The sequence below is a fragment of the Paucibacter sp. KCTC 42545 genome (assembly GCF_001477625.1).
Taxonomy (GTDB): domain Bacteria; phylum Pseudomonadota; class Gammaproteobacteria; order Burkholderiales; family Burkholderiaceae_C; genus Paucibacter_A.
This window is the reverse complement of sequence record NZ_CP013692.1, coordinates 2,248,924-2,261,467: the sequence shown is the minus strand read 5'-3', so window position 1 is coordinate 2,261,467 and position 12,544 is coordinate 2,248,924. Positions and strand designations below refer to the sequence as shown.

The following is a 12,544-nucleotide window of genomic DNA, read 5'->3' as shown; positions in this document are numbered from 1 at the left end:
TGGCCTCACTGCGCCGCCATTTGGCGCCCCAAAAAGCGCTCGACCCGGCCCCAGAAGTCCTTGTGGGTCTCTGGCCCGCGCCAGCCATGGCCTTCCTCGGGGTAGAGCACCCATTCCACTTGCTTGTTGCCGCTGGCTTGCAAGGCGTCGCGCATCTTCACGCCATGTTCCATGGGCACGCGGCGGTCGATGGCGCCATAGGCCATCAACAGGGGCTGCTTCAGGCGCGCGGCTTGTTGCAGGGGCGAGTTCTGCTTGAGCATCTCGCCATCGGCCTTGGGGTCACCCACCATGATGGGCATGTCGTAGCTCAGACCCAGGGCGCCTTGATCGCTGTTGAGTGAGGTGTAGAGCAGCGCGAGGTCGGACACACCGACCCAGTTGATGCCGCACTTGAAGGTCTCGGGATAGCGGATCAAGGCCATCATGCTGGCGTAGCCACCGTAGCTACCGCCGGCGATGCAGATGCGCGCGGCATCGGCATAGCCCTTGGCCACGGCCCAGCGGGTGGTGTCCACCACATCGTCCACCATGCCTGTGCCCCATTGCTTCCAGCCCGCGCGCTCGAAACTGCTGCCATAGCCTTCGCTGCCGCGGAAGTCGGTTTCGATCACCAAATAGCCGCGCGAGGCCAGGTATTGCGGGATGGCGCTCCACTCCCAGTGATTGCCGCGGGAGAAGGGGCCGCCATGCACCAGAACCACGGTGGGCAAGGGTTGGCTGGACTTGGGGCGGGTCACTAGCGTGGGCAGCATCAGGCCGTCGCGGGCCGGAATACGCACGTTCTCCCGGGCGGCCATGGCGCCGGGCTTGATCCAAGGTCGGGACAGCAAAATCGTCTTGAGGCTCTTGTTTTGACGGTCGTAAATGCTGAAGGCCATGGGTTGGCGGTCGGAGTGAGACTTCACCACCACCAGGTCCGAGTTCAGGCAATCGCGGCAAAGGATTTGATTCACCGTGCTGCGCATGGCTTGGTCGACCTCGGCTTGCAGGGCTTTCATCGCAGGATCGAGCCAGACGCTGTCTTGGGTCTCGGCCTCGAAATGAGCGCCCAGCAGGCGGCCGGATTTTTCGTCCAGCACCAACTCACCGCGGAAGTCATAGTCTTTGATGCGCAAGAGTTCTTGCAGCTCTTGCTGGGGCTTCTTGGGGTCTAGCAGCAGCAAGGCCTCTCCCGCGCCGGGCGATTTGCCGGCGCCCACCATATAGATTTCGCCGGTGCTGGAAATATCTAGCCAGCGGGGAATGCCTTCCTCCACGCGAGGGGCGCGGCGCCACAGCTGCCAGCCCGAGCCTTCTTTGCGAGCCAGGTAGAGCGCAATCTTGTCTTTTTCCTGGGTGATGGCGCCGACGGCCTTGCCCGCGCTGTCCGTCAGCCAGTGATGGACATGGGCGGGTGCGTCGTCCACCAACTGCTGTTTTTGCGCGCTATAGGTGTTGATGCGGGCTAAGCTGGCGGAGCTGAATTCGCCATTGCCGTCATAGTTGTTTTGCCGCAGGATGACGTCGGCGCTGCCGTCGCGCACCACATCTTGCAGACGCCAGGTCCAGGGCAGCAAGGTTTCGCTGCGCTCTTTGAGGCGGGAGTTGGCCAGGCGGGAGCCCCCCTCCATATTCGTATTGGGCACGCTGGAGCGGGCATTGACCAATTGCCTGAAATCGCCGCCGTCCCGGTCCACGGCCCACAGGCCGCGAGCCGTGGGCTTGTCGGTCGCTTCTTGCAGCTGCGCGATGTCAAACACCAAGCGCTTGTTGTTCACCCAGTGGACCTGGTGGATGTCGCTGTCATCCATGGTGACCAGGGCGCGGGCACTTTTCAGGTCACGCAGATTGACGACGATCAGTTGGGTGCGTCGACCTTCGGGTGAGGCGATGACGGCCAACCATTGGCCATCAGGCGACAGCTCGCCGCCAAAGTACTGCGGCAGGCGGAAGAAGTCCTCTATGGGGGGCGCTGTGGATGCTGCTCCGGCCGCAGGGCTTTGCGCCCAGCTGGTTTGACCGGTGAAGGTCGCTAATGCCACGCTGAGCAAGCACAGCGAGCGTTGCAAGCCCAGAGTCTTTCGCTTCAATATCCTCATCGCACCATCCCTCATCAATTTATGTTCAATGAGGTTCACTGTGACAGTGCTTGCGAAGTTAGCTTGTGGGGAATAGCCCTTGCTTTGTCGGCTCCGCTACTCACCCCAAAGGGTGAAGGGCTTGTTGGCCAACTGCGAGTTGAAGTAGCGCGCGTCCTCGGTCACTTCCGCACCCAACCAGGGCGGGGCTTCGAAGGCCTGATCGGCCGTGCTGAGTTCAATCTCTGCCACCACGAGTCCGGTGTTCTCACCCAAAAACTCGTCCACCTCCCAGCTCATACCTGCATGCGGAACCAGACGGCGGATCTTGTCGATCAGCGGCCCTTCGCACAGGCCAAGCAGTTGCTGCCCATCTGCCAAGGGGATCTCGTACTCAAACTCGGCGCGCGTGGTGCCCTGGTTGCGGCCTTTGATCGTGAGCCAGGCTTGGCCACCGACCACCCGCACCCGCACGGTGCGTGCCGGGTCACGGTTCAGATAGCCTTGGCTGTAGCGCTGGCCCGGCGTCTGCTTCCAGTCTTCGCCGACGACCAGGAATTTGCGTTCGATTTCGATGCCCATGGAGAATTTTCTAAGTGTTTTTGAAACTAGGCCCAGGAGGCGTTTGGCATTGCAAGCATGTCAGACCTTCACTCTTGCGGCGTTTTTGCAGCAAACCCGGTCGCAAAACGGATCTCGAGCCCAGGGTCGGCGGCTTGGCTAAGCCCAACAGACGGTCCCGTCGAGCCGCACCGTCCTCAAATTTCCACTGGGGCAGTCGAGTGACGTCGTGCTGACTTATTCATCTCGTACGGTGGCAATGCGGCTTGTTCCAATTCGCCTCCCCCCTTTCCTAGGGGGTAGCGTCGAAGGCTGGCTCGGCTACATTTTCCTCTGTTCGCCAGCAGGCGCGGTGCATGTTGGTTGCGGGCATCAAGGTAGAGGAACCCTTCATGAAGTTTAAGAAGATTTCTAGTTTGCTGGCCCTGGTGGTCGCATTCGCTTCGACTGGCGCGATGGCGGATGACCAGACCGTGAGCTTTGCGAGTGCATCTGGCGGTGGTGTTGCGCTATCTGGCCAGCCTTCCTGGACGGCTGCTTTCCAAAGCGTGGGCACGGCCTTGGCCGGCGGTGATGACCTGATCAGTTTCGTTGGCCTGGCCAACGGCAAGTATGAGTTCAAGCTGAATCTCTCGGGCCAGAACTACATCCTGGGCGACCTGACCTTGAATGGCCAGAAGGCTAATTTTGGCCAATACGGCAATTTCAATTTTGGTTTCCTTGAGGGCACGGGCACTGCGCCCTTCAAGCTGAAGATCGTGGGCACGAACCCGATTGCCTCGACCCAGGCTGCTTACTCAGGCAACCTGACCGTCACGGCCGTGCCGGAGCCAGAAACCTATGCCATGTTACTGGCTGGCTTGGCTGCTGTCGGTTTTGTGGCCAAGCGCCGCCGCGTGGTCTGAATCAGCTGAGTCGGGCTTTTAGTCCCGCTGCCCCAAAAAAGAGCGCCGGATCGGCGCTCTTTTTTTTGGACCTTAGCTAGCGCAGCGAGGCGCCGGGCTTTGGCGGAGGTGCTGAGCCCTCAGACCCGCGCCAGCGCGCGGGCGCATTCGTTGACCAGCGCTGGGCCTTTGTAGATCAGGCCGGTGTAGATCTGCACCAGATCGGCGCCGGCCTGCACCTTGGCGCGCGCGTCCTCGCCGCTCATTACGCCGCCCACGCCGATGATGGGATAGCCGCTGCCGAGCGCTGCGCGCAGCAGGCGGATGACGCGGTTGCTGGCTTCAAACACCGGCTTGCCTGACAAACCACCGGTTTCCTCGGCATGGGCCATGCCTTTGACAGCCTCGCGGGCGATGGTGGTGTTGGTGGCGATGACGCCGTCAATGCCATTGGATTTGAGGGTTTGGGCAATCACGCCGACCTGCTCTTCATCCAGATCGGGGGCGATCTTGACGAACATGGGCACATGGCGGCCGGAGGCCGCTTGCAGTTTGAGCTTGCGGGCTTGCAGCGCGCCCAGCAAGGCGTCCAGGGCTGCGTCGCTTTGCAGCGCGCGCAGGTTCTTGGTGTTGGGGCTGGAGATATTGACCGTGATGTAGTCGGCATGTGGGAACACGCCCTCTAAGCCGATCAGGTAGTCGTCCACCGCGTTCTCGATCGGCGTGGCCGCGTTCTTGCCGATGTTCAGGCCGACCAAGCCGCCGCAAGCGCGAAAGGAGTGGGCGCGCTGCACATTGGCCAGGAAGCTAGCCAAGCCTTCGTTATTGAAGCCCAGGCGGTTGATCAGGGCTTGCGCCTCGGGCAGGCGGAACATGCGCGGCTTGTCATTGCCGGGCTGGCCTTTGGGCGTGACCGTGCCGACTTCGATGAAGCCAAAACCCATGGCACCCAGCCCGTCGATGCAGCGGCCGTTCTTGTCCAGGCCTGCGGCCAGGCCGATGCGGTTGGGGAATTTCAAGCCGGCCAGCTCCAGCGGATCCTGGATGCGCGGCTGCGACCACAGGCATTGCGCCGGGGTGTTCTGCAGCTTGGCGATGGCGCCCAGGGTGAGCTCGTGGGCATGTTCGGGATCAAGGCCGAACAAAAAAGGGCGGGTGAGGGCGTAGGGGATCAAAGACATGGCTGAATTGTCGCATTCGGCGCAGCGTCCTTGGCTCGGGCCAATCGGGCATATTGCGCGAGCGTTTGAGGCTTGAATGCTCGGCTGCACTGGTTGGGACTTTTGGGCTGCCGTCGGGACTGGTTGTTAGCGCTTTCTCGTGGATGAACTGTGCGGCTGAAGTGCCACAGGAGCAGGCGTTGATAATGGGGGCAATCAAGAAGTAGGAGCCCCGCATGAAGCCTTTGGACGACCCCCGCCACGACCGCGAAGTGGGTTCGCGCGATGAGACCCGCGACACCACCCGCACCGACGACACCCGCATCGGCGCCGTGCGCCCCTTGATCTCGCCCGCCTTGCTGCTGGACGAGTTGCCGCCGCCGGATGCGGCGCTGGAGTTGGTTGAGCGCGCTCGCCGTGACATCAGCGCGGTGCTGCATGGTCGTGATGACCGCTTGCTGGTGGTGGTGGGGCCTTGCTCCATCCATGACCACGAGCAGGCGATGGACTACGCCCGCCTGCTCAAAGGCCTCAACGATGAGTTGAAGGGCGATTTGCTGCTGGTGATGCGCGTCTACTTCGAAAAACCGCGCACCACCGTGGGCTGGAAGGGTTATATCAACGACCCGCGGCTGGACGGCAGCTTCCATATGAACGAAGGCCTGCGCCTGGCGCGCAAGCTCTTGTTGGACGTCACCAGCCTGGGCCTGCCGGCCGGCACCGAGTTCCTCGACCTGCTGTCGCCGCAATACATCTCTGACCTGATCGCCTGGGGCGCGATTGGCGCGCGCACCACCGAGAGCCAAAGCCATCGCCAACTGGCCTCGGGCATGAGTTGCCCGGTGGGTTTCAAGAATGGCACCGATGGTGGCATCAAGGTGGCGAGCGACGCCGTGCTGGCGGCTTCGGCCAGCCATGCCTTCATGGGCATGACCAAGATGGGCGCGGCGGCCATCTTCGAGACCCGTGGCAATGACGACTGCCACATCATTCTGCGCGGCGGCAAGGCCCCCAATTACGACGCGGCTTCGGTGGAGGCAGCCTGCGCGGCCATGCGTTCGGCGGGCTTGCGCGAGCAGGTGATGGTGGACTTCTCGCATGCCAATTCGAGCAAAAAGTTCGAGCGCCAGATCGATGTGGGCCGCGACGTGGCCGCCCAGATTGCGGGCGGCGATGCGCGCATCACCGGTGTGATGATCGAATCGCATCTGCAGCCCGGCCGCCAAGACCTGGCTGATGGCCAGACCAAGGCCGATTTGCTGCCCGGCGTGTCCATCACCGATGCTTGCCTGGGCTGGAGCCAGACGGAACCCCTGCTGCGCGAGTTGGCCGCCGCCGTGCGCAGCCGGCGCCAAGCCTCGCGCAGCTGACGCCCGCAATCGCCCCCTTCGCGCCGCCGGTTTGCGTTTGGTCGCAAGCCCGTCGTGGCGGCGGGGCGGCTTGCCTAGAGTTCGGTCATCCCAACCCGAGTTCTAAAGGCAAGCGATGAAACAAGCGTCTTTCACTGTGATGATCACCCTGGCGGCTGCGGCGCTGGGCTTTGCTACAGCCGCCCGTGCTGCCGATTTGGAACTGGAGCTGAGTGGCATCACCCAAGGCCAGGGCCAGATCATGGTGGCGGTGTTTGCCGATGCCGGCAGCTGGCTTGCTAAGCCCGTGGCCGTGGCCCGCGCCCAAGCGGCCGAGCAAAAGGACGGCCGCCTGCTCATCAGTCTGAATAAGTTGCCCGTCGCAGACGCGGGCAGCTTGGCCCTGAGCATCTATCACGACGTCAACGGCAACGGCCGCCTGGACAAGAACGGCATGGGCATGCCGACCGAACCTTACGCCTTCTCCAACAATGCCAGCGGCATGTTCGGCCCGCCTAGCTTCGAAAAGGCGCAGTTCAGCGTCAAGCCCGGCGCCCGCATCAGCGTGCAGTTCAACTGAGTCAGGGGGACGCCATGCGCATGCAAAGACGCGAACTCTTCAAAGCCGGCTTGGCCGGTGCTGCCAGCTTGGCGGGTTTGGACCCGGCATTGGCGGCATTGACGCCATCAACGGCATCAGCGGCCAAGCCCTTCAGCAGCGCGCCCGAACTGGCGCCGCTGCTGGGCTTGCCCGGCCAGGACCTGCAAGCTTCAAGCCTCAAGGTCGAAGGAAAGTTGCCCGCCGGCCTGCGCGGCGTGTATTACAAGAACGGCCCGGCCTTGATGGCCCGTGGCGATGAACGCTACCGCCACTGGTTTGACGGCGACGGTCTCCTGCAAGCCTGGACCTTTGGCGATGCCGGCGTGAGTCACCAGGCCCGCTTCGTGCAAACGGCCAAGTTCAAGGCCGAGTCAGCGGCAGGGCGCTTCCTGGTGCCTGGCTTCGGTACACCGATTCCGGCTCGCAAGCCGGTGCGCGGCGCCGACGATATGAACACGGCCAACACCAGTGTGCTGCGCCAGGGCGACAAACTGTACGCTTTGTGGGAGGGCGGCAGAGCCTATGAACTGGACCCCGCCACCCTGCAGACGCGCGGCCCGAAGAGCTGGTCGCCCGAGCTGGCCGGCATGCCGTTCTCGGCCCACCCCAAGGTGGAGACGGACGGCACGGTGTGGAACTTCGGCACCTTTGGCACGCGGATGGCGCTGTGCCAGATTTCGCCGCAGGGGCAGGTCTTGCGCAGCACGGTGTTTGAAGCGCCTGGTGCCATCGGCATGGTGCATGACTTTGCGGTGTCGCAGCGCTATTTGGTGTTTTTGCTGGCGCCCATCCACATCGACCAGCAAGCCTTGCGCGCAGGTGAGAGTTTGTCTGGCGCCATGCGCTGGCAGGGCCAGGACGCCACCCGCGTCTTGGTGGTGGACAAGGCCGACTTCGAACGCCGCCGGGTGCTGGAGATGCCGGCCGCCATGGTCTTCCACTTCGGCAATGCCTGGGACGATGGCCAGACCTTGCAGCTGGACTATGTGCAAAACCGCGAGCTGCCGCAGGCTCAGCTGGCCCTCACGCAAATCATGCGCGGCGAGCGCCCGTCCGCCGCGCAGCGCAACACCACCCCGCGCTTCATGCGCATCGACCTGGCCAGCGGCCGCATTGAGCTGCGCAGCCGCGAGGACGTGGTCGAGTTCCCTGTGGTGGACCCGCGCGTGGTGGCGCAGCGCTACCGCCATGTCTACTACCCCACGGCCATCGACATCGGCGAGCGCTGGGGTTTTAACGGCCTGCTGCATCTGGACTTGGAGAGCGGAAAGCGTCAGCGCTTTTGCTTTGGCAATGAGGTGGTGGTGGAAGAGCATGTGCTGGTGCCCAAGCCGGGCAGCCGCGTGGAGGGCGAGGGTTGGTTGCTGGGCCTGTGCTTTGATAGCCGGCGCCAGCTCAGCTTCGCCAGCGTCTTCGATGCCCAGGCGATCAGCGCCGGCCCCATCGCCAAGGTGTGGCTGCCCTATTGGGTCACTTATGGCTTCCACGGCAAGTTTTACGCTGCTTGAGGGGCATAGTTGGGCGATTGAAGGGCGGCTTGATGGGGTAGGCTTGAGCAGCATTGGGATAATGCTGCCCATCCCCCTCACTTTTTCGAAGCACAGCCATGACCCAAGACGAACTCAAGACCCTGGTGGGCCAAGCCGCCCTGCAATACGTGGCCGCCGGCAGCATCATCGGCGTTGGCACCGGATCCACCGTGGACAAGTTCATTGACGCGCTGGCCGCCAGCGGCATTCAGATCAAGGGCGCGGTCAGCAGCTCGGTGCGCTCCACCGAGCGCATGAAGGCTTTGGGCATCACCGTGTTTGAAGCGGCCGAGGTTGAGTCCCTGGGCGTCTACATCGACGGCGCTGACGAGATCGACCACGGCGGTCACATGATCAAGGGCGGCGGCGCGGCGCTGACGCGCGAGAAGATCGTGGCCGATCTGGCCGAGCAATTCATTTGCATCGCCGACGCGTCCAAGTTGGTGGATGTGCTGGGCCAGTTCCCGCTGCCGGTGGAAGTGATTCCGATGGCCGCAGCACAGATCGCGCGCCGCTTTGCCGCCCAGGGTGCCAGCGCTACGCTGCGCGCCGGTGTGGTGACCGACAACAGCTGCCACATCCTCGATGTGCGCGGCCTGCAGATCAAGGATGCCAAGGCCTTTGAGGCCGACGTGAATCAGTGGCCCGGCGTGGTGACGGTGGGCGTGTTTGCTCGCAACCGTGCTTCCGTGTGTTTGCTGGGCACGGCCGAGGGCGTCAAGACGCTCAAATTCGACTGAGCGAGGCCCTGTGACGGTTTGACCGTCCTGAAATAGAAAAAGCCCCGTGAGGGGCTTTTCTCATGCTGGGGCCTGCGCCGCTGGGCCAGGCCTTTGCGAGGCTTTGGCGAGGCTTGGGCTAGGCTTTAGAGGCGGAACACCGCAATGGCCGAGGCCAGGCGCGCGGATTGGTCGCGCAAGCTTTCTGCCGCGGCGGCCGACTCTTCCACCAGGGCGGCGTTTTGCTGCGTCATCTGGTCCAGCTGGTTCATCGCCGCATTGATCTGGTGAATGCCGTCACTCTGTTCGCGGGAGGCCGCGCTGATCTCGCCGATCACATCGGACACGCGCTGCACGCTGGCCACGATGTCGTTCATGGTGCTGCCGGCGTCTTGCACCAAGCGGGTACCGGACTCAACCCGATCCGCGCTGGCGCCGATCAGCACCTTGATCTCCTTGGCGGCTTCGGCCGAGCGTTGGGCGAGCGAGCGCACCTCGCTGGCCACCACCGCAAAGCCACGCCCTTGTTCGCCGGCGCGGGCGGCTTCAACCGCCGCATTCAATGCCAGGATATTGGTCTGGAAGGCGATGCCGTCGATGGTGCCGATGATGTCGTTGATGCGGCGTGAGCTGGTATTGATCTCCTCCATGGTGCTGACCACCTGGGCCACCACCACGCCACCGCGCCGCGCCACTTCCCCGGCGGAGCTGGCCAGCTGATTGGCCGTGACGGCCGACTCGGCGGTCTGGCGCACGGTGCCGTTGAGCTGGGTCATGGAGGCCGCGGCTTCTTGCAGATTCGAGGCGGTTTGCTCGGTGCGCGCCGAGAGGTCGTGATTGCCAGTTGCAATTTCGGCGCTGGCGGTGCTGATGCTGTCGGTGGAACTGCGCACTTCGCCGATCAAGCGGATCAGGGCAGTCTGCATGGTCTGCTGCGACTGCAGCAGTTGCCCGGTCTCATCCTGGCTGCTGACGTGGATGGTTTGGCTCAGGTCGAAGTTGGCAATCGCGTTGGACACCTCTGCCGCCTTGCGCAGCGGCCCGGTGATGGAACGCGTCAGCCAAATCGCCAAGCTGGCACCCACGGCCAGTGCGCAGAGCGAGAACACCAGCAAGCCGGTGCGGGCTTTTTGGATTGCCTCTTCATTGCGGGCGGCGCTGTGGTCGAGTTGCCGGCGCTGCATGTCCACCAACTCGCGCAAAGCCTCTTGATAGGTTTTGGCCATGGGCACGAACTCAGCGTCGAAAATTTCGCGGGCTTTGACGTCGTCCCCGGCTTTCTTGGCGGCCGTCATCGCATCACGGGCGCTGATATAGGCCTTGCGGGTTTTGCCGATCTCCTCGAAATGCGCCTTCTCCTCGGGCGTGCTCAGCATGCCTTCGACCTTTTTCTGCAACTCGCCGGTCTGGGCGGCCGAGGCCGCAGCGATGCTGGCGAAGTATTTGGCCAGTTTGTCGTCACTGGCCACGGCCACAGCTGTGTTGCGGATGATGCCGGTGGAGACATTGCGATGCCAGTCGCTGGACAGGCGCTCCGAGACCAGATTGACTTGGTACATCTCATTCGCCTCGGCAGCCACGCGCGTGAGCGTCCAGTAGCCGAGTGCCGAGCCGGCCAATGAAATGAGCAAGACAGCGGACAGCACAAGGCCGAGACGTTGGCCGATGCTGCGGCCGCCGAGGGAGATGAATGACATAGGAGACTGCTTCCAAGACAAAGTGCCAACTCAGCGGCCAAGGGGATTTGGGCCAAGTCAGCACATCAATCAATTAGGGTAATTTGGTATGGTATCGGTACGTCTGCACCAAGCTTGAGTGAGGCAGGGGGCTTGCGCGTCTTTGTGCACGCTTTTGGCGCACGGCGCGCGGGGGCGTGCGAGCCGACTGTTGGATTCCCGCATGCTTTGGATAAAGGCGGGCGCTGAATTGGCGGGCATTTGCTGGGCCTGAAACAGCCTTGGTTTTCCCCGGCGGTCCGCCCAAAAACAAGAAAAGCCCCGTCAGGGGCTTTGTTCGTTTTGGGGCTTGTGCCGCTGTGCGCAGCCTCAGAGGCGAAACACCGAGATGGCGGAAGCGAGGCGGCCCGATTGGTCGCGCAGGCTCTCGGCTGCAGCGGCCGACTCTTCCACCAGGGCGGCATTTTGCTGCGTCATTTGGTCGAGCTGGCCGACGGCGCTATTGACCTGGTTGATGCCATCACTCTGCTCGCGCGAGGCGGTGCTGATCTCGGCAATGATGTCGGACACGCGCTGCACGCTGGCGACGATATCGCTCATGGTGGCGCCGGCGTTTTGCACCAGCTGCGTGCCAGACTCCACCCGCTCGGCGCTGGCGCCGATCAAGGTTTTGATTTCCTTGGCCGCTTCGGCCGAGCGCTGGGCCAGGCTGCGCACTTCGGAGGCCACGACCGCAAAGCCGCGCCCTTGCTCGCCGGCTCGGGCCGCTTCCACCGCGGCGTTCAGGGCCAGGATATTGGTTTGGAAGGCGATGCCGTCGATGGTGCCGATGATGTCGGTGATGCGGCGCGAACTGGCGCTGATGTCTTCCATGGTGCTGACCACCTGGGCCACCACAGTGCCGCCGCGGCGCGCCACTTCGGCGGCCGAGTTGGCAAGTTGATTGGCGGTAACGGCCGACTCAGCAGTCTGGCGCACGGTGCCGGTCAATTGCGCCATCGAGGCGGCGGCTTCTTGCAGGCTGGCCGCTGTTTGCTCGGTGCGGGCCGACAGGTCGTGATTGCCGGTGGCAATCTCGGCGCTGGCCGTGCTGATGCTGTCGGTGGAGCTGCGCACCTCGCCGATCAGGCGAATCAGCGACTCCTGCATGGTCTTCTGCGCTTGCTGCAGCTGGCCCGTTTCATCGTTCGAGTCCACGACGATGCGGCGGCTCAGGTCGAAGTGTGCAATGGCGTCGGCGGAGGCCGCTGCCTGGCTCAAGGGGCGAGCGATGGAGCGGGTCAAGCGCAAGGCCAGGGTCGCGCCGACCAGCAGGGCGCAGACTGAAAAGACCAGCAGCGCAATGCGTGCCTGGCTATTGGTATTGGCCACCCGTTTGGCCGCGGCGTCCAGCTGATTGCGTTCTTCCTGCACGATCAGTTTGATGCTGTCCTGGAACTGCGCCGCTGCGGGCAGAAACTGCTGCTTGAAAATCTCTTCAGCACCCTCGGCATCGCCCGCTTTTTTGGCCTTTGTAAGGGCGTCGCGCGAGGCCAGATAGGGCTTGCGGTGCTGGCTCAGCTGTTCAAACAGCTTGCGTTCTTCCGGGCTGGTGAGCAGGACTTCCAACTGCTTTTGCAGCTCGCTGGACTGGCGCGTGGACTCAGCCGCCGCAGTGCTGAAGTACTCGGCCAGGCTGTTGTCCTTGCTGACCGCGATGGCGGTCGAGCGGTTGACGCCGCTGACGATATTGCGCTGCCAGTCGCCGGCCAGGCGCTCGGCGAGCAAGGTTTCTTCGTACATGGTGGCGGTCTCATTCGCCACTTTTTGCAAGGACCAATAGCCCATGGCGGAGCCGGCCAGGGCAATCAACAAGACGATTGAGAAGGCGATATTCAGGCGGCGGCCAATCGAGTGGCCTGACAACAGGGTGACGGACATGCAAACTCTTTTCAAAGAAAGGTCGAGTCGCGAACCGATGCGACTTAGAGGGAGGTCTCTAGCAGATCGGCATATCCCGATAGAA

General features: G+C 63.1%; 9 protein-coding genes and 1 pseudogene. 5 read left to right on the top strand and 5 right to left on the bottom strand.

The window, feature by feature from the left end:
- Positions 1-5 precede the first annotated feature (5 nt).
- Positions 6-2,081 (bottom strand): S9 family peptidase, encoded by a 2,076-nt coding sequence (locus AT984_RS09940; RefSeq protein WP_197418293.1) that lies wholly within the window; start codon positions 2,079-2,081, stop codon positions 6-8.
- Positions 2,082-2,177: 96 nt separating this feature from the next.
- On the bottom strand, positions 2,178-2,642 hold the full coding sequence (locus AT984_RS09935) for a CYTH domain-containing protein (RefSeq protein ID WP_058719960.1): 465 nt from the start codon (positions 2,640-2,642) through the stop codon (positions 2,178-2,180).
- Between the two features lie 569 nt (positions 2,643-3,211).
- On the opposite strand from AT984_RS09935, the pseudogene AT984_RS23960 reads away from it, so the two are divergent.
- Positions 3,212-3,526, top strand: a pseudogene (locus tag AT984_RS23960) (FxDxF family PEP-CTERM protein); the annotation flags it as partial.
- A 119-nt stretch (positions 3,527-3,645) separates the two neighbouring features.
- Here AT984_RS23960 and AT984_RS09925 read toward each other — a convergent pair.
- Positions 3,646-4,686, bottom strand: coding sequence for a quinone-dependent dihydroorotate dehydrogenase (locus AT984_RS09925; protein WP_058719958.1), 1,041 nt, complete (start codon positions 4,684-4,686; stop codon positions 3,646-3,648).
- Between the two features lie 215 nt (positions 4,687-4,901).
- Between AT984_RS09925 and AT984_RS09920 the strand changes: the two genes are divergently transcribed.
- From AT984_RS09920 to rpiA, 4 genes are all read left to right on the top strand, one after another.
- Positions 4,902-6,035 carry a 3-deoxy-7-phosphoheptulonate synthase gene (locus tag AT984_RS09920; RefSeq protein ID WP_058719957.1) on the top strand — a complete coding sequence of 378 codons (1,134 nt, stop codon included), beginning with the start codon at positions 4,902-4,904 and terminating at the stop codon, positions 6,033-6,035.
- Positions 6,036-6,150: 115 nt separating this feature from the next.
- Complete coding sequence (locus AT984_RS09915; protein ID WP_082679925.1) at positions 6,151-6,594, top strand: DUF2141 domain-containing protein; 444 nt, start codon at positions 6,151-6,153, stop codon at positions 6,592-6,594.
- A gap of 14 nt (positions 6,595-6,608) precedes the next feature.
- Positions 6,609-8,123, top strand: a complete 1,515-nt coding sequence (locus AT984_RS09910; RefSeq protein WP_058719955.1) for a carotenoid oxygenase family protein — start codon at positions 6,609-6,611, stop codon at positions 8,121-8,123.
- A gap of 98 nt (positions 8,124-8,221) precedes the next feature.
- On the top strand, positions 8,222-8,884 hold the full coding sequence (gene rpiA, locus AT984_RS09905) for a ribose-5-phosphate isomerase RpiA (protein WP_058719954.1): 663 nt from the start codon (positions 8,222-8,224) through the stop codon (positions 8,882-8,884).
- Positions 8,885-9,009: 125 nt separating this feature from the next.
- On the opposite strand, the gene AT984_RS09900 is transcribed toward rpiA, so the two are convergent.
- Together AT984_RS09900 and AT984_RS09895 are read right to left on the bottom strand one after the other, a co-directional pair.
- On the bottom strand, positions 9,010-10,560 hold the full coding sequence (locus AT984_RS09900; protein ID WP_058719953.1) for a methyl-accepting chemotaxis protein: 1,551 nt from the start codon (positions 10,558-10,560) through the stop codon (positions 9,010-9,012).
- A 348-nt stretch (positions 10,561-10,908) separates the two neighbouring features.
- Positions 10,909-12,459, bottom strand: coding sequence for a methyl-accepting chemotaxis protein (locus tag AT984_RS09895; protein WP_058719952.1), 1,551 nt, complete (start codon positions 12,457-12,459; stop codon positions 10,909-10,911).
- Positions 12,460-12,544: the final 85 nt, after the last annotated feature.

What these genes read in the sequence shown, in the direction of transcription:
- AT984_RS09940 (WP_197418293.1), bottom strand. Translation starts at nt 2,081, where the DNA reads ATGAGGATATTGAAGCGAAAGACTCTGGGCTTGCAACGCTCGCTGTGC.
- AT984_RS09935 (WP_058719960.1), bottom strand. Translation starts at nt 2,642, where the DNA reads ATGGGCATCGAAATCGAACGCAAATTCCTGGTCGTCGGCGAAGACTGG.
- AT984_RS09925 (WP_058719958.1), bottom strand. Translation starts at nt 4,686, where the DNA reads ATGTCTTTGATCCCCTACGCCCTCACCCGCCCTTTTTTGTTCGGCCTT.
- AT984_RS09920 (WP_058719957.1), top strand. Translation starts at nt 4,902, where the DNA reads ATGAAGCCTTTGGACGACCCCCGCCACGACCGCGAAGTGGGTTCGCGC.
- AT984_RS09915 (WP_082679925.1), top strand. Translation starts at nt 6,151, where the DNA reads ATGAAACAAGCGTCTTTCACTGTGATGATCACCCTGGCGGCTGCGGCG.
- AT984_RS09910 (WP_058719955.1), top strand. Translation starts at nt 6,609, where the DNA reads ATGCGCATGCAAAGACGCGAACTCTTCAAAGCCGGCTTGGCCGGTGCT.
- rpiA (WP_058719954.1), top strand. Translation starts at nt 8,222, where the DNA reads ATGACCCAAGACGAACTCAAGACCCTGGTGGGCCAAGCCGCCCTGCAA.
- AT984_RS09900 (WP_058719953.1), bottom strand. Translation starts at nt 10,560, where the DNA reads ATGTCATTCATCTCCCTCGGCGGCCGCAGCATCGGCCAACGTCTCGGC.
- AT984_RS09895 (WP_058719952.1), bottom strand. Translation starts at nt 12,459, where the DNA reads ATGTCCGTCACCCTGTTGTCAGGCCACTCGATTGGCCGCCGCCTGAAT.